Raw genomic sequence first — 25,762 nt, 5'->3', positions numbered from 1 at the left:
GTTCCGCTTTTTGATGAGTTTCCAGAAAATTCTCTACTGATCCCGCGTCTGCTTGATGGCGCGCATCTGCCCTTCAGAGCCTGCCTGCGAGGACGGAAGCCCGGGAACAGCGCCGTGGCTGCCCTTATCTCCCAGCCGCAGCCCCGCAGGCTGATGGCTGGCGCGATAGTTGCGCAGGTCACGCAGAATCTCTTCCTTCTCACGGGCGTAATTGCCGGCCAACCGCGTCAGCGCGTAGGTGATGATGTCGCTATGATGCAGGTCGCTGATGGAGGGATCGCGGCGCATGTTCAGCCACAGGCGGTGCACCAGCTGCACATCGTCGGGGCTAAGCGTAGGCGCATGTGGACCGATGTAGAAGACCTTGCTCTCGCTGCCTGGTCCAATCACGAAGAAGTTGAACTGGCGCTTGGGCTCCGGCAGAACCTCCCAGGCCTGTCCCATGCGGAAAGCCTGCTCCTCGGCGCTCATCGAGGTGGAAACACCGCTGACCACCGAATCCACTTCCATGGAGTTGGCGGACTGGGCCAGCGCGGCAAAGACATCATTGGCCGGAACCACCAGCAGCGAAACCTTTTTGCCAAAGCTCTCGGCCACGGAAACGGCCTTGGTAAAGAGCATCTGCTCGTGCTCGCTGAAGCTCTGCTGCTCAGCACTCAGATACTCGGGACCGCCCGCACCCATCATGCGCACGCTGATCACCACCACGTCGCGCTCGTCGGTGTTGTTGCGCGCCAGCGTCCACTTCAGCGCCAGCGGATTGGCCACGTCGCGCATGGTCACAATCACGCCGCCCGTGCGGATCGCCGCCGATTCGCGACTGATCGAATCCTGATGCTCCAGCTGAAAGTGGTCCTTCATCTGGCGGGCGGTAATGGCGTGCCTGCGTTGGTTCTTCCGTTCGCTGACGGAGAAGATGACAAAGAAAACCGCGGCAAAGATGATGCCACTGACCGTAGCCACCGACTTGGTGAACAGGTTGGTGATGGCCGTAGCCAGCAACACCAGGAACACCGAGATCAGACCCAGCGGAATCTCTACCTTGCCGATCCTAATGTTCGGCGGAACCTTCCAGCCGCGCTCGCCCTTGTACTTCCAGCGCAGAACCAGCATGGCCACGCTGTTGAAGGTGAACGACCAGATGACGCCAAAGGCGTAGGCCTCACCCAGCATGATCACATCGCCCCGGCTGGCGATGATGGTGAACATCTGCAGCAGAAAGACCAGATTGACGATGCGGTAGCTGGTGCCAAACTTGTCGTGCGGCTTGCGGAACCAGTCGGTGAGCACGCCGTCTTCAGCCACGCGCATCAGCACGCCGGTTGAGCCGATCATGGAGGTGTTGATGGCTCCCGACAGAATCAGGAAGCCCACGATCACCACAAAGATGCGGAAGGCAATGCGCCAGAACAACGGACCGGCCAGATACATGGCGATGCCGGCAATCAGGTTGTTCTGGTAGATGGTTGTACGGGGCCCGTCGGGGATCAGCATGGAGGCCAGCAGCGTTGCACCGCCGGTAAACACCAGGCTGTAGATGGCGATTACGATCGCCGCCCGCTTCAGATTCTTCAGCTTGGGGTGCTCAATCTCGCGATTGACCTGCGCCAGACTCTCTTCGCCGCTCATGGCCAGAACCGAGTGCCCAAAGGCCATCAGAATGCCGAACAACCCCATCAGCGGAACCAGTTTGGTGCCCTTCAGAAAGCCCAGCGCATCGTTGCTGAACTTCAGATTGGCAACCGTCGGCGGAGGCGGCAGATGCACACCTTTTATCAGGCAGCTATACACGCCCCATACAATCAGCACAATCACCATCACGCTGGTGATCTGCATGACCTGCAGAGCCTTTTCGCTGGATTCCTCAATGCCCTTGATGTTGGCCCACCAGTAGTAGATCGTCACCGCTGCGGCAAAGATCGCCGCCGTGTGATTCATATCAAACTGGAAGGGATTGCCGGAGGCGTCCAACAGGGCCGGAGGCAGCCAGTGGCTGCTGTTGGCCACCGTCAGCAGTTCGTTCATCAGGCCCGTGAGGTACTGACCCGCCGACACGCCCGAAATGGGGCCCGTCAGAATGTAGTCGAACATCAGGGCCGAGACGCTCAGCTTGGCGAAACCACCGCCCAGCGCCTCTTTTACCACGCGATAAACACCGCCGCGGGTGAACATCGAACAGCTTTCGACGTAGACGGCACGTACCGCAAAGCTGAACAGCATGATGCCCAGAATGAACCAGGGGGCAGCGGCGCCCACAGCCTGTTCGGCAATACCGCCCGCGTAAAAGGCCGAGGAACCAAGATCACAGAGAACGATGGCGGCGGCGCGCCAAAAAGAGATAAACGTAAGCATCACGCTGGACGCTACGATCAGCCGCACACGGTCGGAAGCAGGAGCTACGGTCGTTCGATTGGATGCCATTGCATTTGGACCGGAAAATGACCGGCATTCTGGACCCGGGAAAGCGTTAAAACCGCCCTCCCTCGGTGAGTCTATGGTTAGCTCAAATCAGTGTCAAACAAGAGCAGATCAAGACAGGCGAAGCCGTCGCCTTAATCCTTGCCAAACAGTTCTTTGCCGTCCTCAAAAAAGCTGATCAGCACGACCACCGCGCTACCCAGCAATCCTGCGAAAAACAGAACTTCCAGCAACCGCATTCCGAAGATCGCGAGAAACATATCCAGATTGTAGTCTGTTTCCGGCTCCGCGCCCGCCGCATTTCGTCTTCCTTGATGCGTTCCTGATGCCAAGCGCGGAAAAACCTCTTCCCGGCCAAGGAAACGGATTTTCCCTCACGTCCGAAAGATAAATTTAAACCACATAAAAACAATGTCTTACAAAATAGACGATCTATCCGTCCACATAAAAACGCTTGAAGGACGGATTCAGACGTCTATTTATGCCGGTTCCAGTGGTTGCAAAGAAATTCATCTACCAAAACTTGCCGAAAAAATTGGTAATGTAAAAATCCACCGCACCTGCTGCCCTCACCCCGGCCATTGCGTTAGACTCGCCACTGTATGCAAAGTGTACGCGCCCCATTAAAAAGCCTCTCTTTCTGGATGGCCGCCCTGGTTTCGGCCGGATTGCTGGAATTGCCCTTTCCTTTAGCCGGCCCTATGCCGGTCTGGCGCTCCATCTTTGCCTGGTTCGGTCTGGCACCGCTCCTCTGGGCCATTCTTTCCGCGGTTCCCACGGCAAAAAATCCTCTCCGGCGCGGATTCTGTCTTGGCTACATAGCGGGCGTGCTCTGGTATATGGGCAACTGCTACTGGGTGCGCGACACCATGATGCAGTACGGCGACATGCCGCCCTTCGCCCCGGAACTGCTGCTGATCGCCTTTGGGCTGTATCTGGGCACCTACGTCGGCCTCTTCGGCCTGGGGTTAGCCTGGATACGGCGACGCACTGGCAGCGCCCAGTGGACTCTGCTGGCTGCGCCCTTCCTGTGGACCGCGCTCGATCTGGCTGCGGCGCACATCACCAGCGACCCATGGGATCAGCTGGGCTACTCGCAGGTGGACAATCAGCTCATCAATCGGCTGGCTACCCTTACGGGCGTTTACGGCATCAGCTTTCTGCTGGTTGTGGTCAATGCGCTGCTGGCCGGTTTTTTCCTGCTTCCGGCCCGGCGAGAACGGCTGATTGCGCTCAGCTCCGCCGCGCTGCTTACTGCGGCCAGCCTTCTGGGCCTCTGCCTGAATCCCGCACCCGCGCCCAGCACAGCCACCGCCGTGCTGGTGCAGCCCAATTTAGACGTGACCGGCGTGGGCCTGTGGAACCGCCCCGGCGAGTGGGAAGCGCATGCCAAGCGCTTTGCCCAGCTAGCCGCCAGCCAGTGCAAAACCTACATTGCCGGCATGCCGGAAAGCGGCGCGCCCACCGGCGAAATCGTCTGCCCGCCCTACGCCACGCATCCTGACCTAGTGGCCTGGCCGGAGTCGCCCGCACCCTTTTTCGAGGACGATCACCGTTTCCAGAAGCTTTATTCCTCCATCGGCAAAAACGTGCAGGCAGCCTCCGTGATTGGCGCCATCGGCGTGGAACTGGAGAAGGGGTCGGAGGGCACGAATCTGCACGAGTACAACTCGGCGCTCATCGTAGACGCCAGCGGCAATCGCGTGGGCCGCTACGACAAGATTCACCTCGTCCCCTTCGGCGAGTACGTGCCCTTCCAGCAACTGCTGGTCTTTGCCCGCAAGCTTACAGGGCAGGTTTCGCGCTTTGATCGCGGCACGACGCACAAAACCTTCGTTCTGGATGGCCATAGCTACGGCGTCTTCATCTGCTACGAGTCCGTCTTTGCCGACGAGGTGCGGGAGTTTGCCGCCCACGGCGCAGAGGTTCTGGTCAACATCAGCGACGACGGCTGGTATGGCGACACCAGTGCGCCCTGGCAGCATCTGAACATGGCCCGTATGCGCGCCATCGAGAACCGCCGCTGGATTCTGCGCGACACCAACAGCGGCGTCACGGCAGCCATTGACCCCTACGGCCGTGTCCGCCAGTCCATTCCGCGCCACACGGAGGATGCACTGCCCGCGCAGTATGGCTTCCGCCACGACGTAACCTTCTACTCGGCCCACGGCGACCTCTTCGCCGGGCTCTGCGTCCTGTTGTCGCTGGGCTTGCTTGGCTACAAGCCGCGCAGACCCGGCAAGATGGTACCCGTGGCACGTTAGGGTCCTGAGTCCAAAGTTCACCTCGTAATTGTTCTGTCCTCTTGCGCAGAGTTTGACCGTTTTTGGGCCAAATGGAGTCGAAAGATCAGTGACTGTCCTTCAAGGATCTGCCGCAGAAGTTGATATGTCTTTGGGAGCAAAGTTCATTGACGCAGAGGCAAAAAGCAACCGCAGGTCCTTCGACTCCCTGCGGTCGCTCAGGATGACAGGCTGAAATTTGATGAGGATTTCAGACTCAGGACATTAGTTTTTTGATCGCGTCCTTTGCGCCTTGAGTTCATGCTTTCCCAGGTCCCAAAAGCGGGACCAGGGGCACCCACAGCCCCATACCACCCTGAAAATAGAAACGGCCCGGAATTGCTTCCGGGCCGTTCACTTTTGCAAGGATGCAGCTATTCTTCTGTGGCTACGCGCCTGGCCAGAAACTTCTCCATGTACTTGGTGTTGAAGTCGCCCTTCAGGAAGTCAGCGTCCGCCAGAATCTCCATGTGCAGGGGGATCGAGGTGAAGACACCTTCCACCACGAACTGGCCAAGGGCGCGCTTCATGCGGACAATGGCCTCATCGCGGTCGATGCCGAAAGCAATCAGCTTGCCGATCATCGAGTCGTAATAGGGCGGAATCACGCCCTCGGCATACTGCGCCGTATCCACGCGAATGCCGTTGCCGCCGGGCACGTTGAAGGCCGTAATCTTGCCTGCGGAAGGCGTGAACTTGACCGGATGCTCGGCATTGATGCGGCACTCGATGGCATGGCCATGGATTTCCAGCTTCTTGGGCAGAATGTCGCTGAGCTTTTCACCCGCGGCAATGCGCAGCTGCGCCTTCACCAGATCCACACCGGTAATGAACTCCGTCACCGGGTGCTCGACCTGGATGCGGGTGTTCATCTCGATGAAGTAGAGCTTGCCGTGGGAGTCCATGACGAACTCGACGGTGCCGGCGTTCTGATAGCCCACGTCGGAGAGGCACTTGCAGAGCGTCTTGCCAATCTCCTCGCGCATCTTGGGCGTAACCTGCAGCGACGGAGCCTCTTCGATCAGCTTCTGATGGCGACGCTGGATGGAGCACTCGCGCTCGAAGAGCGAAGCCACGTTGCCGTGCTCGTCGGCCAGCATCTGGAACTCGATGTGGCGCGGCTCTTCAACGTACTTTTCCAGATAGAGTTCGCCATTGCCAAAGGCGTTGTCGGCCTCACTGTAAGCGGCGTTGTACAGGTTGGGCAGCTCTTCCGGCGCGCGCACAATGCGCATGCCGCGTCCGCCACCACCGGCCTTGGCCTTCAGAATGACCGGGTAGCCGACCTGTTTGGCCAACTCCAGCGCCTCATCAATGTTGGCCAGAATGCCGTCGGAGCCGGGCAGAATCGGCACCTTGGCCTTCTTCATCGCCTGGCGGGCCTTTTCCTTCTCGCCCATCAGGCGAGTAACCTCGGGCGGAGGTCCGATGAACTTGATGTTGGAGGCGCGGCAGACCTCGGCAAAGCGGGCGTTCTCGCTCAGCAGACCGTAGCCGGGATGGATCGCGTCCACATCGGCAATCTCGGCTGCGGCAATGACCGCAGGAACGTTCAAATAGCTTTCCGCCAGACGCGGCGGGCCGATGCAGATGGCCTCGTCGGCATAACGAACGTGCAGCGAATTGCGGTCAGCCTCGCTGTAGACGGCAACGGTACGAATGCCCAGCTCACGGCAGGCATTCAAAACCCGCAGCGCGATCTCGCCGCGATTGGCAACCAGAACCTTACGAAACATGCAAAACCTCAATAAAAAAGAGCGGGGACGGCGGTGAGAGCGGTGTTAGCGGAGACAGCGGTGTTAGCGCGGTTAGCGGAGTTGGCTGTGTTAGCAAATCAATACAAAACCAATACTCTAACCCAAACAAGGAAGGCTAACACCGCTCACCGCGCTGACTCCGCCAACTCCGCAGCTACCCGATGCGAACGCTGTACAGCGGCTGACCGTACTCGATGGCCTGCCCGTTGGTGGCCAGACAGGCAACCACCTGACCGGTAATGTCGGACTCAATCTCGTTCATCAGCTTCATGGCCTCAACAATGCCTACCACCTTGCCCTTGGTCACGCGATCGCCCACGGAAACAAAGGCGGCAGCGTCGGGCGAGGGAGAGCCATAAAAGGTGCCCACCAGCGGCGATTTGATGATGTGCAGGCCAGCCTCTTCGGCTGGGGCAGCCGGTGCGGCGGCAAACGCGGGCGCAGCAGCGGACGCGGCAGCCGGAACCACGGCAGCCTTGGCCAGCTCAACCAGCGGAGCCGCTACGGCAACTGAGGGGCTGAACTTCAGGCGGATCTTCGTGTCGCCACGATCCAGATCAAACTCGGTAACCTGGTAGGCCTTGAGGAATTCAATCAGCTGCTTCAGATCGTCGATGTCTTGTTGTTTCATTCTTTCCCTTGGCAGCGCCCGTTGGGCGTATGTTTCGATTCTACAACTCGATGAGAGCCTTGGGCGAGGGGGTCAGGATGCGCGCCTGCTCCCGTTCCACCACGACCGTGTCTTCAATGCGGATTCCGAACCTTCCGGGCAGGTAAATGCCCGGCTCAATAGTGATGACCATCCCCTCTTCCAGACGGGTCTTCTGGCCAACGCCGACGCGGGGCTGCTCGTGAATCTCCAGCCCGACGCCGTGGCCGGTGGAGTGGGTAAACTGCTCAGCCAACCCATACATACGTAAGACGGAACGGGCAGCCTCATCCACTTCAGCACAGGTGACTCCGGGGCGAACAGCGGCCACTGCAGCCTCCTGCGCCTCCAGGACAACCTGATAAATGCCCCGTTCCTCCTGCTTGGGCGAACCCAGATGCAGGGTACGGGTCATATCGGAGCAATAGCCGTTGAGCAGCACGCCAAAATCCAGCATCAGGAAGCCGCGCTTGGGCAAAGTGGCCAGGCTGGCACGGCCATGGGGCAGGGCCGAACGCTCACCGCTGGCGGCAATCGTGTCAAACGACATGCCTTCAGCGCCCAGCACGCGCGCCCTGTGCTCCAGCTCGGCAGCTACGTCGATCTCCCGCAAACCGGGCCGGATAAAGCCCAGAATGTGGTCAAAAAGCTTACAACCAAGCGCCGCAGCCTGGGACAGGCACTCAATCTCGTCGGCGTCCTTGACGGTGCGCAGCGACGGCACGATGGGAGCGGCCAGCGGAGTAAGAAAATTCCGGCGCAGACGGCTGGGCAGAGCCTGCTTCCAGCTATCCAGCTGGGCAACGGTGGTTACCGCGCCGTCAAAGCCGGTCAATTTGGCATTGGGCTGGGCGGCAATCCACTGCACAGCGGAAACCGCCGGCGATCCGCCGACAATCTCCACCTTGGCGGCAGAGACTTCGGCTTCGGCCTGGGTCTTGTAGCGGCCATCGGTAAACAGATGGGCGACGCGTCCAGCCACCGCCAGAGCAGCGCTGGAACCGGTAAAACCGGTCAGATAGCGAATGTCGGCAAGGTGGGTGACTACCAGTCCGGAAAGACCGGCACGAGAGAGTTTGCGGCGCAAAGCGCTCATACGACGAACGTGTTCCACGAGAATTGGTATACCACAGGGGGCTGGGGACAGAGAACTGGGGGACGTACAGAGAACAGAGATCAGGGGCAGGGATCAGGGAAAGCACAAACCCCAAAGGTAGTACCATCCCTGGTTCCCAAAAGCGAGGGCCCCGGGACACCCACTCCGTGCTAAAAACTGAAAAACCTCCCCCGCTCTCAGCCCCCAGATCTCTGTTCTCTGATCTCTGTTCTCTGTCTTGCTATCCGAACCGCAGGTGCTGACGTCTAAGGCCTTGGAGCAAGAAGAGAACCGTCTTTGGGCCACGGGAATTCACCAAGACCCGGTCCATGCAGTTACAATGCTGAGAGCGGGGCCCGGTAAGATTCCGGAGCACCGGAATCGACTAGCTTGATGCCAGCCGGACGGTTGTGCAGTCGTGAGGTTCAGGACCGAATGAAGAAGATCGCCATTTTTGCAATTCTGCTGTTCGCATGCGCGGCGGCAGTCCGCGCCCAGGAAAGCCGCCAGGATATCAGTTTGAGCGGTATGGGACTTATCGAACCTTTCCGCGCCTCGTCTACCGATGTTCAGGTGGGTGCCAACCGGGCCTTCGGTGCCCTGGCCAGCTATCGCTTCATGCTGACGCCGACCAGCGCCCTTGAGGCCAACTACTCGATCACCGATAACAACACCATTCACTACTGGGCCAACCCGAACAACTACAAGGTGAACACCCGCACGCAGGAAATCTCCGCTGCCTATGTTCGCTCCTTTGTTTACAAGAACTTCAACCCGTTTGTGGAAGCCGGTCCGGGCGCATTCATCTTCCTGCCGATCCGCGATATGGGTACCACTACGCTGGACGTCAAGCAGCAGACCGAAATCGGCGGCATCTATGGCGCTGGTGTGGCCTACGAGATCAGCCCCAGCTTCGACATCCGCGCCGAGTACCGCGGCTGGGTCACCAAGGTTCCGACCTTCAATGACAGCCAGTTCACCACCAACAAGTGGTACAACATCTACAATCCGGTGCTGGGCGTCTCTTATCACTTCTAAAAACATCCGGGCCAGTGATGTTAAACAAAAAGGACGAACCCCACGGGGTTCGTCCTTTTGTTTTGCCTGAAGTTTTTCTCTATCCAGAAAAGCTTTAAAGCACGCCTTCACGGTAACGGCCCAGCTCCTTGACCATGGAGCAGTGGGGCTGGATGGCCTGCACCGCGCGGGAAGCCTCGTCCGAGTTGGCCACCTGGCAGTCGGCGTAGAAGATGTACTCCCACGGGCGGCCCTGCACCGGGCGCGACTCGATCTTGGTCATATTCACACCGAGAGCGGCAAACGCACTGAGGGCAGCCACCAGCGAGCCGGGCTGGTTGGCCAGCGCAAAGGCCAGACTGATCTTGTTGACTTCGCTCTGCACAACCGCCTCGGCAGCGCGATGCACCAGAAAAAAACGGGTGTAGTTCTCCGGATTGTCCTCGATGTCGGCCTCAAGGATCTGGGCTCCGTAACAACGGGCCGCTTCCTTGCTGGCGATGGCCGCCGCATGGGCGTCCTGCGTCTCCACCACCTGCTTGACGCTGCCAGCCGTGTCGTAAAACGCATAGGAAGCCATGCGGGGATGCTCGGCCAGAAAGCGACGGCACTGGGCCAGCGCCACGGGATGCGAGTAGACGCGCTCGATCTCTTCCGTCCTGGTGCCGGCAATACCGATCAGGTTGTGGCGGATACGCAACAACTCCTCGCGTACCACCTTCACATCATGGTTCAGCAGCAGATCAAAATGCTCGCTGACCGAACCGGCCAGACTATTTTCGATGGGAATCACAGCCACATCAGCCTCGTGCGCGGCCAGCCGGGCAAAAACCCCGGCGGAAAGCGTGCACGGTACAAGGGCGGCCTCGGGATCCATCTTGAGCGCGGCCTCGTGACTGAATGAACCTGGTTCACCCTGAATGGCGATCTTCATCGGGAACCGTCATCTCCTGAAGTGTTGGAATAAAAGGAAAAGAGCAGGAATCCTACCCATTTCACCTTACCACCACCTGGCACCTGCGGTGCGACCAGTTGCTTCGCGTGGCTTGCGCAGAGCTTCTCGCTTATTGGTCCGGCAAATAAATATCCATATTCTTTGGGTGCCCCACCCCTCGCCACGCCTTTGTTTTTGTGGCTATAGCAAATTCAGAATTGCTGTAGAGGGAGTTGATGGACCAAAGTGTCGTTTTCCTCAAGAAAACGGCATCCTGCACACTCTTTCAGACTGCACGGTCATTCTGAATTTGCTCTAGGGTGGGGAAGCAGGAAAACAGCCTCCAGCCCCTAGCTCCTAGCCAGGGGCTGGAGGCTGGGAGCTAGAAGCTGAAAGCTGGCACCTACAACCAGACCTCAGCCGCCACAAAGGCCAGAAAGACCATCGAAATTACGCCGTTCATGGTGAAGAAGGCGGCGTTCAGGCGGCGCAGATCCTTGGGGGAGATAATCATGTGCTCATAGGTGATCAGGCCAGCCACTACCACCACGCCCAGTTCGCCCCACACGTGGAAGTGGAAGATCCGGGAGAAAAGAATGAGCATGGCAATCATGAACAAGTGCATGAACTGGGCCACACGAAAGGAGCGCTCGATGCCGATGCGGCTAGGCAGCGAGTGCAGACCCTCCTTGCGGTCGTGATCGAAGTCCTGGCAGGCGTAAAGCACGTCAAAGCCCGCCACCCACAACAGGACGACGGCAGTAAGCACGAGGATGCGCGGGTCCAGCGAGCCACGCACGGCAATCCATGCGCCTGCTGGCGCAAGGCCCAGCGCTAGTCCCAGGCCCAGGTGTGCCCAGCGCGTAAAGCGCTTCAGATAGCTGTAGCCCAGCAGCACCGCCAGCACGGCGGGCGAAAGCAAGAATGTAAGCCGGTTGAGTTGCGCGGTGGCAAACAGGAAAAGCGCTGCGGTCAACAACGTGAAAACAAAGACGAACCTACGCGACAGCAGGCCAGCGGGAATGGCGCGCATTTTGGTGCGCGGGTTCGTGGCATCAATGTCGGCATCGGCCCAGCGATTGAAAGCCATGGCCGAGGAACGCGCGCTGACCATGGCCACCAGAATCCACAGCAGAGTGCGCCAACCGGGCAATCCATGCGCCGCCAGCAAGGTGGCCGTAAGCGCAAAAGGCAGGGCGAAGATGGAGTGCTCCCACTTGATCATTTCCAGCGTAATCTTCACCTTGGTCACAAGTCCCTGCATGCGTACTCTCCTTGCTTTCAGTGTAACGAATCAAAACAGGAACAGGTTTACCCCTTTTTTTCCCGTCTGAACCATGCGCGGCAATTCCCGTTCGACGCATGTCCATGTTCTTCCCTTTCTGGAAATTGTCTGTTACATCTCCTGAGACCTTTGAGTGGCAGGCACGGCCTTATCATCGTCATACTGCTAATCAAGAGAGATTGCGGACAGGGTTTCCCTTCTTCTTGAGCATTTTCTGAATACACGTAGACTTTTTAAGGGGCTTGCGAGGTACCTTTTTCTTGAGGAAAAAGGTACTTAGCATCCTGCTTTCGGCCTACAGCAATTCCGAAAATGCTATAGCCGCAAGGTCCTTCCATGCGGCTGAAGGGGAAGGTTGTCTCCAACTACGGCAAGAGGACCAGAAATCACGTGACGCACTTGCAAAAACGACTCAGGCTCTTTGTTTTCTTCGGCAGCACAATCCTTTCAACTCATTTAATAAACATTCAGGCACAGCAACCGCAGACGCAAGCGCAGCCAGTCACTCCGCAATGGATACAGAGTATGGGCAGGCAGAACCAACTCAGCGGAGACTGGGATGGAGCACGCAAGTATCTGTCGCATTACGGCATCGACATCCGCTCGCGCTACATTGGCGAATCGGCCACCGTCTATGCTGGCGGCAACGGACAAGGGTCGGATTATTCGGATGACCTCTCCTTTTTTCTGGATGCAAAGCTCAAAAGAACCCTTGGCTGGAAAGGCACAACCTTCCACTTCAGCTTTGATCGCCGCCATGGCGGCAGCGCCTCAGCCAATTTTCTGGCAAATAACATTCTGGCCGTGCAGGAAAACTACGGTGCTGGCGAAACCAACCGGATCACGGAATTCTCGATCGACAAAAGCCTGCTGCACAAGCGCATGAGCCTGAAAGTCGGCGACTTTATCATGGGCAACGACTTCGCCCGCACCGCCGTTCTGTGCGACTATGAAAACCTGGGTTTTTGCGCCCACGCCGAGAGCCTGCCCAACGATGCGGCCTGGACCGACTGGCCCACTGCGGAGCTGGGCGCACGCCTGCGCATCTTCATACAGCCCAACTTCTATCTGGAAGTGGCTGCCTACGAAGCCAACGCACAGAACAAAAAATCCGGGAACGGTTTAAACCTGAGCTTTGATGGCGCCACCGGCGCGATCTTTCCGCTGGAGTTAAGCCTGAACTCCTATGCCGGAGCAAAAGCTCTGCCGGGAACCTATAAACTGGGCAGTTACTACGACACGTCCGAGGCCAAGGACGTGAACCAGAGCGGTCAGGTTGTGGCGGGCCGTTACGGTGGCTGGCTACTCACCAGCCAGCAGATTGCCAGCTTCTCCGTGGACAACAGCCGCGGCGTCAACCTCTACCTGCAGGGAACGCTCTCCGACAAACCCAGCGCGCTGATGACCAGCTACCTTCTGGCCGCAGCCATCGCGCAGGGCCCCATGCGCCGCCGCCCACATGACTACGTCAATTTGGGCTGCGTGCATGCCGGAGTCAATCCGCGCGCCTTGCGTGCTGAAAGCATGCATGCACTGGAGGATAAAGCCGTCGATACCACCTTCTCCAACGCCGAAATCGCCTGTGAAGCCGGTTACGGATGGCAGTTCACGCCCGCGCTCTCCTTCCACCCGAATTTCCAGTATGTACGCAATCCTGCGGCCTTCACCTTTGGCCACGTGCCGAACGGCTGGGTCTTTGGCACGATGACCAAAGTCAACTTTTAATTTTTTGGGAACTACTGCAAGGCAAAACTGGAAAACGCCCCAGAGGGGACGGTGGCATACTGTGGCTCAAAACCATTTTTTACAGGATTTCTCAGCGCCCCTCCGGGGCGCTCCGTCACTCTGAGGCAGCAATCCCCTGGTTTCCCCTTCGCCTTCGCTCAGGGTTCACCCGGGGCTATTTTCGCTTCATCCCTCCCGGGATGAAAAAACGAATTGACGCCGTAAACGCCAACAGGACACTCGAGCTACAGAAGATATGTTTTCGTCTTACTTCCCTGCCTCAGGATCTTTTCGTAATTCCCCCAGAATCTTGCGGTCTTCCTTGCTGAGGAGTGCGCCTTCCAGCAGGTCTGGACGGTTCTGCAGGGTTTTGCGCAGTTGCTCACGACGCCGCCACTTGCGGATCTGGCTATGGTCGCCCTGCTGCAGCACCTCGGGCACGCGCAGACCGGCAAAATCCGCGGGTCGGGTGTAGTGCGGATAGTCAAGCAGACCACCCGCGCCATGCTGGGAGCGCGGCACGCCCTCCACGTCGGTGTCGATCTCGGCATCGGATGCGCCAAAGCTCTCGAACTCGCTGGAAGCCTCGTTGCCGAGCACGCCGGGAATCAGCCGCATCATGGTATCGACCACGATGGCCGCCGCCAGTTCGCCGCCGCTCAGCACATAATCGCCAATGGAAAGCTCCATGTCACAGTACAGATCGTTGATGCGCTCGTCTACGCCCTCATAACGGCCGCAGACCAGCACCATGCGCTGATAGCTGCTGAGCTTGCGGGCCATGGCCTGATTGAAGCGCGGCCCCTGGGCGCTCATCAGCACCACCAACGTACCCGCATCCTCGGCCGTGCGCTCCGGCTTGGGTTTCACGCCCAGCGCGGCGAAGGCCTCGGCCAGCGGCTCGGGCTTGAGCACCATGCCCTCGCCGCCGCCAAACGGGCGGTCGTCCACGGTGCGATGGCGGTCGTGGGTGTGGGCACGCAGATCGTGCAAGCCCACCTTGAGCTTCTCCTCGGCCAAAGCCCGGCGCATGATTCCGTTTTCAAGGATGCCGGTAAATAACCCGGGGAAGATGGTGACGATCTCGAATTGCATATTACTCGATGATAAACAGGGAAGAGAGATCAGGGAACAAGGAACAGATCCCTGCCGTATAATTTCGCCAACCTTATGGCCGACCTTGAATCGATGCTCCAACGCTGGACTGCGGCGGGTGTTCTTGACGACGAAGCTGCCGCGCGCATTCGCACTTTCGAAGTTCTGCCCGAGGCAGCGCGTTCCCGTGGCCTGCGCTGGCAGAGTCTGATTGCGCTCATTCTGGGCGCGCTTCTGCTGGGCTGCGGCGTGATTCTCTTCGTCTCGGTGCACTGGGACCAGCTAGGAACAGGTGCACGCTTCCTGCTTGTTCTGGCAATGGTTTCCCTCTTCCACCTGGCCGGCGGCTGGACACGCGCAAGCTACAAAAGCCTTTCCACCGCACTGCATGCCGTGGGAACGCTCTCAACCGGTGCGGCCATTACGCTGGTGGGGCAGATTTTCAACATACAGGAGCACTGGCCCGCGGCCATTCTGCTTTGGGCACTGGCTGCATGGGCCGGCTGGGCACTGCTGCATGACGAGGCGCAACAGACGCTGGCCATACTGCTCACACCCGCCTGGATTTTGAGCGAGCTGGCATATAGAAGCCAGTGGAAGATCGGGCAGGACGTCTATCTGGGACGGTTCTGCGTTTTGTGGGGAATGCTGTACCTGATCCTGTTCCTCCATGCAAAGCGCAGGCTCGCGGCAGGACTGCTGAACACCGCCGCCACGCTCGCCCTGCTGGTGGGCAGTTGCATGATGCTGGAGGGCTGGGCAACGTACTCAAGCGAGCAGAGTTTTCTGCCCTTCGGCCTGCGCGTCTGGTTCTGGCTGGCGATGGGCCTGTTGCCCTTCGGGCTTGCCACCTTCAAAGGCCGCAAAGGCCTGATCCCCATGGCCGCCACACTGGCCTACGCGCTGGCGCTGCCCTGCTGTCAGCACGTCTGGATGCAGAGCTTCAACGGCCACTACACTGGCAGCTACACCCGCACCGAGCCCAGCCTGATGGCCCATGCGCTGGTGGCAGGCTTTGCCGTCTTCCTCTGTTGGTGGGGCGTGCGCGTGGGCTCGCGCTGGCTGGTGAATCTGGGCGTGGTGGGTTTTGCACTGGCGGTGGGCTGGTTCTATTACTCCAACCTCTTTGACGCCTTCGGTCGCTCGCTCGGCCTGATCGGGCTGGGCATTCTCTTCCTGGTTGGCGGTTGGGCGCTGGAAAAGCTGCGCCGAGGGCTGCTGGCCCACATGAACGAACCCGTCAAGGGTACGGAGGAGGCGCTATGAAGATCGCCCGCAGTTCCATCGTTCTGCTGCTTGTGCAACTGGCGCTGGTTTCGTCGATCGCGGCCAAATACCTGTATGAGCGCCACCACTGCCCGCGCGTCTGGACCCGCGTGCGCGCCATCGATTCCACGCTGCCCATGCGCGGCCGCTACCTCAGCCTGAACCTGATCGTCGATGGCTGCCGCAGCACTCTGCCTTCAGCCAAACTGGCCGCGTCGGAACACGACACGCATGCTGCCGTGCTGCCCCACAGCCATTACGTAGTGCGCGGCCCCCATTCGATCAGCTTTCCAGTCCATCTGAAGGTGGAAAACAACACCCTGCTGGCGCTGTGGCCGGAAGGTGAACCAAGAATGCCCGCCGACCTGAGCGCCACGGCCAACACCGACACACCCTGTTCCGAACTTGTGCTTGATCAGCCGGTGGACTACTTCATCGGCGACGTAGCCCAAAGCCCACTGCCGCTCAAGTCCGGTCAGGAGCTGTGGATTGAAGTGACCGTGCCCCCGGCCGGTCCGCCGCGCCCCCTGCAACTCGCGCTCAAGGAAAACAACATCTGGAAGCCGCTGGAGCTGAAGTAGCGCAGAGCTGGCAGAGTAATGGATTCGGCAAAGAAAGAGTGTTTTCCTGCTCTCCAACCCTAGCCACAAAAACAAAGACGTGGCGAGGGTGGGGCACCCAAATGGAATGGTATTTATTTGCCGGAGGAGCTCAGGAAGACGCCCTTTTCGAGCCATGCCGGGTGACTCTTACCGATCACCCAATGCGCTCCGCCGGAAGACAAGGCGCACGGCTCTGCTTAAACTAGGAACATGCGCACTTTTACTACCCGTTTTTTTCTTGTTCTGATTTGTTTTGTTGCCGCAAGAAGCCTGTGCGCCCAGCAGGCGCCCGAAGCCTTTCACTGGGTTGATTTCCATGCGCAGAAGGATCAGAGCGTGGTCACCTGGGTAAGCCGCGCGCTGGCCGTTGAAGACTGGTCGGCGATCCGCGAAATCGGCGTGGAGTACGACGCGGCACTGGTGCTGACCAGCAAACGCGCCAACCCGCAGGCAGCAGCCGACAACGACACCTTCGCCCTGTGGAGCGTCTCGCTGACCGACCACACCCTCGTTCCTCTGGTAAAGGGCGTCAATCCCCACTGGCTGGACTGGATGCGCTTTGCCGACGGCACACCGGAAGAGCTGTCTCTGCTCTATGACAACTGCAGCGACTGCGGCGCCACCACCTACTTCACCGCCCTGCACTACGACATCAAAAGCCATGCCTGGGCAGCACGCTGGATTCAGGGCGGGCAGGGTGCGCCACTGTGGACCGAGAGCCATCTGACCGGTGTGGAATGGACACAGGTCTATGCTGCCGTGGCTGAGCCGAACGGCCGAGCGCTGCTGTATACGTGGAGCCACTTTGAGTACGGCAAGGACAAGGAACCGAGCGACTCACTCTTCCGCTATGACGTGGACCAAGCCAGCAATCTGGAGCGCATGCTGCCCCTGGCGGGAAAAGACGCCGACGCCGTAAAGCTGCGCATCTGCAAGGGGCAGGACGCGATTCCCGGCCTCATGCGTGGGCAGGATTCTGAAATCTGCCAGAAGCTGACCGGGGCCAAGCCCGACCGCCGCGTGGTCACGACTCCTCCCGCGCATAATCACGGCCGCAGCGTGCCACGATAAGCCCGTGGATTCACACACCAACGCCCCCGTATTCCCGGGGGCGTTGGCTTTTTGAACCACATCGTGGTTAAACGCACAAAAGCGTCGTATACTGGGCGCATGTCGGTTGTGCGCAATATCGGAGCCATTGCCCAGGGCATGAGCATCACCTTCCGCGAGGCGTTCGCGCCCACCGAAGTTGAGAACTATCCGGACGGTCCCGGAGCAGAGCGCGGCGCAGTCTTTGAGGGACGCTTTCGCGGAGCGCATGTGCTGCAGCGCGACGAAAACGGCCTGGAAAAGTGCGTAGCCTGCTACCTGTGCGCCGCCGCCTGCCCATCGAACTGCATTTACATCGAGGCGGCTGAAAACACCGATCTGGTGCGCATTTCCTCGGCCGACCGCTACGCCAAGGTCTACAACATCGACTACAACCGCTGCATCTTCTGCGGCTATTGTGTTGAGGCCTGCCCCACTGACGCCATCACCCACGGCCACGGCTTTGAACTGGCCACGATGAACGCCACGAATCTGGTGATGCGCAAGGAAGATATGCTGGTTTCAGCCGAGGCACTGGCCGCAAAGTAACCGGCAGAAACTATCTGGCCGAGCGCAGCCGCCGGACGCGGTAATACGCGGTGAGCGCCGTAACTGTGCCACAACTGGCCAGGCTCGTGGCCATGCCAATCGTGATGGCGCGATCGTGCTGCAGCAGTCCGTGCACAATGCCGATCATCTGCAGAAAGCTGAAGCCACCGAAGGTCAGCAGCGAGACGCCTTCATCGGTTTTTTTGCGCCATACGGCAATCACCTGCGGTACAAACAGCAGCGCATTGCACACCAAGCCAAGCCCGAAGATCCAGGCCACAATTTCCTTCATCTCTTCTCCCCCACGGATCGCAGACCCGTCTTTTCCATCTTCTCAATTGCTGTACACCGTATTCAAGGGCACGTTGACTCGGCGTCCACTCTAGATGATCGCAGAAGCAGGAAAGGCCAGCATCTCTGCCAACCCTTCCTGTTTATGTTCTGAGCACTGGCAGTTATGGGTTCGACGAAGTATCAACCGAGCGCACAGTTCCCGATGAGGTTGGCACATACTCGTAGTCATACCAGCCGGTTGTGGCGTGTGCCGCCGAGGTGGTTGATAACTCCAGCCGCAGCGCATCATCCATGACCCCAGACTGGCTGGTGCTGATGCTCAACACATTGTCCCCACCCACCGTAGTATTCAGCGCACTCACCGGAAACTCGAAGACCACCCACTCGTAATAACCGGAGAGGCCACTACGTATCATGCAGTCGGAGTAGGTGCTGCTGCTATAACTCCAGGTGCGTGTCAGGGTGCTGCTGCCGATAAGTTTTACCACGTAGGATCCATAGTTACAGGCCATCCCCACCGACAACTCAACGTAGCCACTGCTATAGGTAGACACATTCGATGGCGTGGCAAAGTGCAGGCTCCATGCCGGAATGGGTGTCGTTACACCATTGGTTCCGCTCTTCGTGGCAAGACCTGCGACATAACTTGGAATCTTATTCACATAGTTATCTGTGGAGCTATTGCTTGAGTCATACAAGCCGGGATCGAAGGTCTTCCAGTGATGGTAGTTCCACGCCTCCAGATTATTGGTGGCCGTTACCGAACCCACGGTTGTGGCATAGTAGACGACTGCGCCGCTATTGGTGGAAAAATCCGACCAGTAGTTATAGCTTCCCCAGTAGTTCTTGTAGTCGTAGCCATTGGAATCATGGCCATGTAGAAATTCGTGCGACGAACGGTCAGGCGTGCCAAGGGCAAAGACGGTCGAACCAAAGTTTTCCGGCACAAAGGCTTGCGAAACGGTTGTGGTCTGGCCAGCAGTTACCGCCACATTGTCAATGCGCATCTCCCCCCACTGCCCCATCTCGTAGACGCTCAGCCGGTAGGTTCCCGGAATCACGTTGGAGAAAGTGGCCGTGCCGGTAGCGGTAATATCGGCCCAGTACTGTGCACCAACGCTGGAGAACTGGAAGTTCGTCTTGTTGTCGCTGAGCACCGCCCAAGCAGCCTTGGTTGTGGTCGATCCCAGACCTGCAACATTGCCTATCGAGACATTCACCGTTCCCCGATTGCCTGACGGCACATAGCCGGCTGCCACAAGGTCAGCCTCGCTGTCGTAGAAGCTCGAAAAGCTGTTGCCAACTTCCACGGCATCCTCATACATCTCCGCAGGCGTTGACAGCGTGTTGCCGGTGCTGGTGTAGGCCTGCCCAAACTTGTTGAAGTGTATGTAGTAGGGACCGAACAGGCGCGAACTGGCCGTGCCCGCTGCCGTTGACAGCGTAAGCCCATTGTCCAGATGGTTCGAATAGGCTTCCATGATCAGAAGGTTGCCGGTGTAGAACAGATCCTGCTTGCTGGGTCCGGCCACCATGGACTCATGACTGGGAATCACCGCCCACACACCATAGGTTGGGCCATACAGTCCATGCGCCTGATGCAGGTACTCGTAACCTGCATGGTCGTACTTAGTGTGGAACTGGCGCGTCCAACCAGTCGGCAGATCGGTAAATCCATTCAGGTCCCAAGTAGCATCCTGCACATTGCGTCCGGTAACTGTAGTAAACAATTCGGTGCTGCTGGGCAGTGGCGTATCAAGCGGCACGGGATTGTTCACCGAAGGATTGACGGAATAAGTATTGACGAATTCCGTCAGCGAATCACGATAGGCCCACTGCACCTGACCGATACTGCCTGCACTGTCGGTTGTGGCATGGTTGGCCACAAAGTACACATGAATGCCGGGATCGTTGGCCGTAACCACCCAGTGCATCGTATACGTGTAAGTGTTGGTGGTGCCGCTCGACGGATAGTTGACCCACCAGTCCAGATAGGCGGGCGTCGAACTGGTGGCTGGCTCGTAGTCGTAGTTGGCCGTACCGGTCACAGAGCCAAAGCCCGAGTTATCCATGTAGAGGCCCTTCACGCCATGGCTGTCAGTGTTAGTGGTATCCACCAGTTGCGTGCTAGACCCTCCCATGGTGATGCCCTGAATACGTCCAACACTGGAATTGAAATCAATGCTCAGTACCCCATTGGTAATCTTCCAGTCGCTCGCCGCAGTGGTGTCAATGGTGATGGTGGAAGGCGTAACGGTGGCACTCAGCGGGATGCTCTGGCTGGCCGTGCTGTCGCTATTGGGTACGTTCAGCGTGGCGCTGTAACTGCCCGCAACCAGCGGCGCAAAGGTCACATTGATCGCGCACGAGGCATTGACCTCCAGTATCCCTCCGCAACTTGTCGTATCGGTAAAGAAATTGGCATTCGTGCCGGTAACCGAGAGGCTCTCAACAGCCAGCGATTCTGTGCCGCTATTCGTCAGCGTAACCGCGCTCGTCGTGCTGGAGTTGGCCGCCACGGTGCCAAAGCCCAGCGCCGTGGTAGAAAAACTGGCCTGCGGGGTGGGCGCAGTGGCAGTTCCACTCATGGCAACCTGCTCTGTGCCCACATTACTGTTCACCACCAGATTGGCCGAGTAGCTACCCGCCGTGGTCGAAGCAAACGCAACGCTGACCGTACAGCTTTTGCCTGCATTCAGAACCGTTCCACAGGCGCTGCTTGTAGTAAAGGTCGAAGCGCCTGTTCCCGTGGCGGCAATCGAGTTGATCCGTATTGGAGCGCTTCCTATATTGAAGACATTCACGGTTTGCGCACTGCTTACCGTCGTAGTCATCGTGCTGAACTGCAAACTGACCGGGCCGACGTACAGACTTCCCGTTACGAGGAAACCAGCATTACAACCCGCCAGCGCCAGCAAACAAAAGAACCCGCAAAAACTCAGATAGGACTTTCTTACACAATCGCCCAACATCATCGAATCACTGCCCTTCGGGTGTGAAATTCTTTATATGAAAAAATTTCATTGGAGACTTAGAGGGAGCAATTTAACAGGACCACAAAACAAACTGTCAAGCAGAAAAAGTTTCAGAGCATAAACTTTATCTATAAGAAAAAACACCTTGCTGGACCTTATCCAGAAATACGTTTATATAATTGATTTTAAGTGTGTTGCTTAATTTACCTAAAAAGCTTCCTTGTAGAGGTATTTTGCACGTTTTGTTGCAATTCTGGACAAACTGCCGTCCTCTGGTCTGCTTTGCAGCCTTGCTTTCCGCCCAAAAAACAGGGCGCGTAAACGCGCCCTGTTTTTCTGCGGAACCAGCCTGAGAAACTCCCTCAAATTCCAAGTTCCTTCCACAGCGCATCAACTTTGGCCTTGGTGGCCGAGTCCATCTCGATCATGGCCGGCCAGGGACGGTCGAAGCCCTCAGCCTTCCATTTGCGCGTGGCGTCAATGCCCATCTTCGATCCGTAGTTGGGCAGGCGGCTGGAGTGGTCGAGCGAATCCACCGGGCCCAGCATGAACTGAATGTCGCGCTCCGGGTCGATGTTGTTGGCCACGCGCAGCACCACTTCCGAGGGGTTCTGCACGTCGCAATCCTCGTCCACCACCACGATGCACTTGGTGAACATGGCCTGGCCGAGCGACCAGATGGCATTCATCACCTTGCGCGCCTGACCGGGGTAGCTCTTCTTGATAGAAACCAGCATCAGGTTGTGGGCCACGCCCTCGGCGGGCAGGTTGATGTCGACGATCTCGGGAATCGTCATCTTCATCGCCGGCAAAAAGATGCGCTCGACGGCCTTGGCCAGGTACGTATCCTCCATGGGCGGCTTGCCGACGATGGTGGCCGCGTAGATCGGATCTTTGCGGTGAGTGATGCAGGTCAGATGGAAGACCGGGTACTCCTCCGTCATGGTGTAAAAACCGGTGTGGTCACCGAAGGGGCCTTCGGTGCGCAGTTCGCCCAACTCGACATAGCCTTCCAGGATGATCTCGGCATGCGCGGGCACCTGCAGGTCCACCGTCTCGCACTGCACGATTTCGAGCGGCTTGCCGCGCAGGAATCCTGCCACCATGAACTCTTCCACCTCGGGCGGCGCGGGCACAATGGCTGAAAACGTCGTAGCGGGATCGGTGCCGATGGCTACGGCCACTTCCAGCCGCCGTCCCTTCACCTTGCCCAGCGCCACCTGCGGCAAGCCGCCGATGGGGCCGTCGGGAATGCGAACCGAGCCGCCCGCCGACTCCGCCATGGCCGCGACGCTGGCCGTGGCAGGGCTCTCGGTTGAGCCAAGTGAGGCAACAGCACGCAGGGCGTTGCGGTAGTGCTCGGCGGCCACCTTTTGCCGCTGCCAGTGCATGCCGGTGGTCTGGCCATCAAAGAGCTGCATCCGGTACATGCCGACGTTGCGACGACCAGTCTTGGGATCGCGGGTATGCACGCAGGGCAGCGTAATGAAACGCCCGCCGTCGTGCGGCCAGCACTTGAGGATCGGGAACTGATTCAAATCGAAGCCCTCGCGCAAGATTACTTGCTTGCAAGGGGCATCCTTGGCGCTCACCGTCTTGGGCAGCGCGGCCGTGAGCGCACCCAACTGGGGCAACATCTTCAGCTTGTCCAGAAAGCCCTCGGGAGCCTTCATCTGGAGCAGGCCGGTAATGCGCCCGGCAATCTCTTCCAGCGTCTCCACACCCAGCGACAAGGCCATGCGGCGCTCACTGCCAAACTGATTGATGAGTACCTTGTGGCCGGGATGGCCTTTGATGTTTTCAAAGAGCAACGCCGGACCGCCGGGCCTTTGATCTTTTGGTTGGGAAACACTCTTGTCGGCGAAGGGCGAGCCGATCTTGCTGACGCGGTCGGTGATCTCGGTAATTTCCAGCTCCGGCGAAACCTCAGCGTGGATACGCTTCAGTTCGCCGTGCTTTTCCAGGGTTTTAATCCATTCGCGCAGATCGTCGTAGGCCACAGCTTTGCTCCCGATGGGCTCGTGAAGAGAGCCGCAGGGTCTATTTTAGAGCGTCTCCGCGACAATCGGCGCAGATCTATCCAGCAACTGTACCAGTCCGCTGTCTTCGATGCTTTCCAGCGGAAAACCCGCCTCACGCCAGCCGTTCACGCCGCCGCGCAGGGGGCGCGCACGCTCCAGACCGAGCTTGTGCAGACGCATCGCCGTACTGGCGGCGGAGGACGCATTGGGGCAATTGCAAAAGAGCACCACGTCGCGGTCGCGGGGAATCTCCTTGGCTCGGTGCGTCAAATCGTCGGGCGCAAAGTGAATCGCGCCGGGCAGCGTGACCGGATCAAGCAGCCGCTCTTCGTGCCCACGCAGGTCCACGATGGTGAACTGCTCGCCCTCGTCCATCTGCTGCTTCAGCTCATGCGGCTCCATGCGCGAACGCACGAAGCGGCGTACGATCACGAAGCGGCGCACGATTCTGAAGACGAGGAACGAGACAATTCCGAAACCGAGGAAAAATCCAGAGAAGTGACCAACCCAGTCAAGCAGGTGAGGATTGGTGTTGAGCAAAGCGCCAAAAAAGCGCCCTCCCACCAGCAACGCCCCCACCCAGAGAGCCGAGCCCAGTGTGTCCAGCGCCAGAAAGGTACGGGCGCGCATGCCACTCTTGCCTGCCACCGGCGGAGCCAGCGTAGCCAGCCCGGGCACAAATTTGGCAAAAACCAGCAGCAGGCCGCGCCGCTTGCCGTAAGAAAGCTGGGTTTTGCGCACGCAACTGCTCGGTTCCAGCGTGAGCTTGCACAGGAAGCGCATCACATGGTGGCCGTAATGGCGGCCCACAAAGAACCACGAGGTGTCGGCGATCAACGCCGCCGATAGCCCAGTCCAAAACGAGAAGAAAACATTGAGCTGGCCCTCGACAGAGAGTGCGCCCGCAGCCAGCAGCACCGGGGCCGCCGGCAAAGGGACACCAAGCTGCTCCACCAGCACCCAGCCAAAGAGCAGGACGTAGCCATAGGTCAGCAGGATGTGGACAGGGAGTTCCATATTTTCTCGATTCAGAAGATTGTAGTAGGAATTGAAGGCCGAACACAGAACGCCTTCAGTCATAGGATGCGGCAGGAAAACATTTCGACGCAAGGATGATCGAAAATGTTTTCCCGCCGGAAGGTTCGTGCCCGGCAAGGACTGCAAAAGCAAAGGCCGCCCCGAAGGACGGCCTTTTTCTACGCGGAAAGCTCATTACGGCTGCAGAGCGGGCTTGACCTCTGGATGGCTGACTGGAACAACCGTAACGGCAGGCAGCAGCGACTGAGCCTGCTGCGGCTTGAAGTAGTCATGCTCCTGCAGGCCCTTGTAGAAGAGGCCGGTCAGCTCAGCGGCGCGGGGACCAAAGGTGGGCCGTCCACCTTCCAGGAAGAAAACCGCCACCAGTCTGCCCTGCGGCGCGTCCACATAGGAGGCAAACCAGCCAAAGCGGGTTCCCTTGTCCGAGCAGGTACCGGTTTTGCCAAAGACCGGGAACTCCTGGAAGTTGGCCCTCAGGCGGCGTGCGGTGCCGAACTCAACCGCTCCGGCCATGCCGTCGAGCATCTCCGGGGTGTACTTGGCGATGTCGAGCTGGCGCTTGACCTTGGGCTGGAAGCTGGCAATCGCATCGGACGTGGTGGGGTGCTGCAAGTAGTAGAGGGTTCCGCCATTGGCAATGGCCGCAACGTAAGCGCCCAACTGCAGCGGGGTCAGCGAAACGCCCTGGCCAAAGCTGCACATGCGGCCCACGCCGCCTTCCTTGGCCGGAAGCTCCTCGTCGGGATAGGTTCCCAACTGCTCCCCAGGAATGTTATAACCGGCCAGCTCGCCCAAACCAAACTGCGTGGCGTAGTGGTGCACGCGCTCAAAACCCAGCTGACGGCCGAGCGCCTCAAAGTAGAGGTTGTTGCTGTGGGCCAGAGCCTGGGTCATGTTCATGCGAAAGCCGCCCAGAGGCACCATGGTGTCACGGTTGACGATACCCTCACTCAGCGCGGCCATGGCCACCGTAATCTTGATGGTGGAGCAGGGCTCAGCACCGGGCGAAAGGGCCAGCTTCTGGTTGACCATGGCCAGAACGCGACCGTTGCTCGGGTCAATCACTACAGCGGTGCCGTTCATATCACCAAGCGCGTCAATGGCGGCCTGACGGATCACAGGATCTTCGCCCGTGGTCACATCGCCTTCGGCCTGCCCCTGCGCGAAAGAGCTGGCGGTAAAGCGCTCGTTGAAGACCTTCTTGTGGCGGCCATGCAGGCTTACCCGGCGCACACCTGTGGCAGGAGCTGCAGCCTCTGCCTTGGCGGCAGACTCAGTCTTGCCTGCATGAGCTGCGGCACGTCCCTTGGCCACAGCATGGCCTTTGGCCGCGTGATGCGTCTGCATCAGGTGCTGTTCCGGTCTGGGGCGATGCACTGACTGCTGCACATTCAGCGCCCATGCGCCCACTTGCCCCACAAAGAGACCAGCCACCAGACCAGCCATCCTCCATCCCAATGTCTTCACCGAAAGCTGTTTCATCCAGTTGCGATCCTCTCCGAGGGGATTTGTGTAAGCGCTTGCCGGACTGCGCTTTGTTTACCGGTGCGTCTGACACCAGACCTATCGGCCAAAAGAGGGAATCTCTCTATCGCAATCTTCAGATCTCTCTGATGCGAAACGACATAGAGCCCTCTTCTGAAAATTCTCTCGGGTTTTCCCGTTTTTCG

General features: G+C 58.7%; 21 protein-coding genes. 7 read left to right on the top strand and 14 right to left on the bottom strand.

Annotated elements, in window-relative coordinates:
• Positions 1-33: 33 nt before the first annotated feature.
• Both ACOBR2_RS06250 and ACOBR2_RS06245 read right to left on the bottom strand, forming a co-directional pair.
• Positions 34-2,421 (bottom strand): APC family permease, encoded by a 2,388-nt coding sequence (locus ACOBR2_RS06250; protein WP_420239183.1) that lies wholly within the window; start codon positions 2,419-2,421, stop codon positions 34-36.
• Between the two features lie 131 nt (positions 2,422-2,552).
• Entirely contained in the window at positions 2,553-2,678 is a 126-nt protein-coding gene (locus ACOBR2_RS06245) for a hypothetical protein (RefSeq protein ID WP_420239182.1), read from the bottom strand.
• A gap of 384 nt (positions 2,679-3,062) precedes the next feature.
• Between ACOBR2_RS06245 and lnt the strand changes: the two genes are divergently transcribed.
• On the top strand, positions 3,063-4,682 hold the full coding sequence (gene lnt, locus ACOBR2_RS06240) for an apolipoprotein N-acyltransferase (protein ID WP_420239181.1): 1,620 nt from the start codon (positions 3,063-3,065) through the stop codon (positions 4,680-4,682).
• Between the two features lie 392 nt (positions 4,683-5,074).
• Here lnt and accC read toward each other — a convergent pair whose 3' ends face one another.
• The 3 genes from accC to ACOBR2_RS06225 all read right to left on the bottom strand — a co-directional run bounded on the left by accC (position 5,075) and on the right by ACOBR2_RS06225 (position 8,202).
• Positions 5,075-6,436, bottom strand: a complete 1,362-nt coding sequence (gene accC, locus ACOBR2_RS06235) for an acetyl-CoA carboxylase biotin carboxylase subunit (protein WP_420239180.1) — start codon at positions 6,434-6,436, stop codon at positions 5,075-5,077.
• A gap of 175 nt (positions 6,437-6,611) precedes the next feature.
• Positions 6,612-7,088, bottom strand: a complete 477-nt coding sequence (accB, locus tag ACOBR2_RS06230; protein ID WP_420239179.1) for an acetyl-CoA carboxylase biotin carboxyl carrier protein — start codon at positions 7,086-7,088, stop codon at positions 6,612-6,614.
• Between the two features lie 40 nt (positions 7,089-7,128).
• Positions 7,129-8,202: a M24 family metallopeptidase gene (locus tag ACOBR2_RS06225; RefSeq protein ID WP_420239178.1), complete on the bottom strand. Its 1,074-nt coding sequence runs from the start codon at positions 8,200-8,202 to the stop codon at positions 7,129-7,131.
• A gap of 435 nt (positions 8,203-8,637) precedes the next feature.
• Here ACOBR2_RS06225 and ACOBR2_RS06220 point away from each other — a divergent pair, with 435 nt between their 5' ends.
• Complete coding sequence (locus tag ACOBR2_RS06220; protein ID WP_420239177.1) at positions 8,638-9,240, top strand: outer membrane beta-barrel protein; 603 nt, start codon at positions 8,638-8,640, stop codon at positions 9,238-9,240.
• 94 nt (positions 9,241-9,334) lie between these two features.
• Here ACOBR2_RS06220 and pheA read toward each other — a convergent pair whose 3' ends face one another.
• Both pheA and ACOBR2_RS06210 read right to left on the bottom strand, forming a co-directional pair.
• Positions 9,335-10,153 (bottom strand): prephenate dehydratase, encoded by an 819-nt coding sequence (gene pheA, locus ACOBR2_RS06215; protein ID WP_420239176.1) that lies wholly within the window; start codon positions 10,151-10,153, stop codon positions 9,335-9,337.
• A gap of 403 nt (positions 10,154-10,556) precedes the next feature.
• The gene (locus ACOBR2_RS06210; RefSeq protein WP_420239175.1) at positions 10,557-11,417 is read right to left on the bottom strand and encodes a UbiA-like polyprenyltransferase; all 861 of its coding nucleotides are present in this window, start codon (positions 11,415-11,417) and stop codon (positions 10,557-10,559) included.
• A gap of 546 nt (positions 11,418-11,963) precedes the next feature.
• Between ACOBR2_RS06210 and ACOBR2_RS06205 the strand changes: the two genes are divergently transcribed.
• Positions 11,964-13,163 carry a carbohydrate porin gene (locus tag ACOBR2_RS06205; protein WP_420239174.1) on the top strand — a complete coding sequence of 400 codons (1,200 nt, stop codon included), beginning with the start codon at positions 11,964-11,966 and terminating at the stop codon, positions 13,161-13,163.
• A gap of 267 nt (positions 13,164-13,430) precedes the next feature.
• Here ACOBR2_RS06205 and trmD read toward each other — a convergent pair whose 3' ends face one another.
• Entirely contained in the window at positions 13,431-14,258 is an 828-nt protein-coding gene (gene trmD, locus ACOBR2_RS06200) for a tRNA (guanosine(37)-N1)-methyltransferase TrmD (RefSeq protein ID WP_420239173.1), read from the bottom strand.
• A gap of 75 nt (positions 14,259-14,333) precedes the next feature.
• On the opposite strand from trmD, the gene ACOBR2_RS06195 reads away from it, so the two are divergent.
• The 4 genes from ACOBR2_RS06195 to ACOBR2_RS06180 all read left to right on the top strand — a co-directional run bounded on the left by ACOBR2_RS06195 (position 14,334) and on the right by ACOBR2_RS06180 (position 17,764).
• Complete coding sequence (locus tag ACOBR2_RS06195) at positions 14,334-15,524, top strand: DUF2157 domain-containing protein (protein ID WP_420239172.1); 1,191 nt, start codon at positions 14,334-14,336, stop codon at positions 15,522-15,524.
• On the top strand, positions 15,521-16,105 hold the full coding sequence (locus ACOBR2_RS06190) for a hypothetical protein (RefSeq protein WP_420239171.1): 585 nt from the start codon (positions 15,521-15,523) through the stop codon (positions 16,103-16,105). The genes ACOBR2_RS06195 and ACOBR2_RS06190 overlap by 4 nt, the downstream gene beginning before the upstream one ends.
• Positions 16,106-16,336: 231 nt before the next feature.
• On the top strand, positions 16,337-17,197 hold the full coding sequence (locus ACOBR2_RS06185) for a hypothetical protein (RefSeq protein ID WP_420239170.1): 861 nt from the start codon (positions 16,337-16,339) through the stop codon (positions 17,195-17,197).
• 99 nt (positions 17,198-17,296) lie between these two features.
• The gene (locus ACOBR2_RS06180; RefSeq protein WP_420239169.1) at positions 17,297-17,764 is read left to right on the top strand and encodes a NuoI/complex I 23 kDa subunit family protein; all 468 of its coding nucleotides are present in this window, start codon (positions 17,297-17,299) and stop codon (positions 17,762-17,764) included.
• 10 nt (positions 17,765-17,774) lie between these two features.
• Here ACOBR2_RS06180 and ACOBR2_RS06175 read toward each other — a convergent pair whose 3' ends face one another.
• The 6 genes from ACOBR2_RS06175 to ACOBR2_RS06150 form a co-directional block, all read right to left on the bottom strand.
• Positions 17,775-18,056, bottom strand: coding sequence for a PQ-loop domain-containing transporter (locus ACOBR2_RS06175; protein WP_420239168.1), 282 nt, complete (start codon positions 18,054-18,056; stop codon positions 17,775-17,777).
• Between the two features lie 163 nt (positions 18,057-18,219).
• Positions 18,220-21,030, bottom strand: coding sequence for a choice-of-anchor D domain-containing protein (locus tag ACOBR2_RS06170; protein WP_420239985.1), 2,811 nt, complete (start codon positions 21,028-21,030; stop codon positions 18,220-18,222).
• Between the two features lie 127 nt (positions 21,031-21,157).
• The gene (locus tag ACOBR2_RS06165) at positions 21,158-21,406 is read right to left on the bottom strand and encodes a hypothetical protein (RefSeq protein WP_420239167.1); all 249 of its coding nucleotides are present in this window, start codon (positions 21,404-21,406) and stop codon (positions 21,158-21,160) included.
• Positions 21,396-23,033, bottom strand: coding sequence for a UbiD family decarboxylase (locus ACOBR2_RS06160; RefSeq protein ID WP_420239166.1), 1,638 nt, complete (start codon positions 23,031-23,033; stop codon positions 21,396-21,398). The genes ACOBR2_RS06165 and ACOBR2_RS06160 overlap by 11 nt, the downstream gene beginning before the upstream one ends.
• Positions 23,034-23,078: 45 nt before the next feature.
• A complete protein-coding gene (locus ACOBR2_RS06155) occupies positions 23,079-24,134 on the bottom strand; it encodes a rhodanese-like domain-containing protein (RefSeq protein WP_420239165.1) in 1,056 nt (351 codons plus the stop codon).
• A gap of 132 nt (positions 24,135-24,266) precedes the next feature.
• A complete protein-coding gene (locus ACOBR2_RS06150) occupies positions 24,267-25,574 on the bottom strand; it encodes a penicillin-binding transpeptidase domain-containing protein (RefSeq protein ID WP_420239164.1) in 1,308 nt (435 codons plus the stop codon).
• Between the last annotated feature and the right edge of the window lie 188 nt (positions 25,575-25,762).

Origin of the sequence: Telmatobacter bradus (assembly GCF_048629425.1) — a bacterium.
GTDB lineage: Bacteria > Acidobacteriota > Terriglobia > Terriglobales > Acidobacteriaceae > Telmatobacter > Telmatobacter bradus.
The sequence above is the reverse complement of the archived record's forward strand: the minus strand, read 5'-3'. Positions and strand labels throughout refer to the sequence as shown.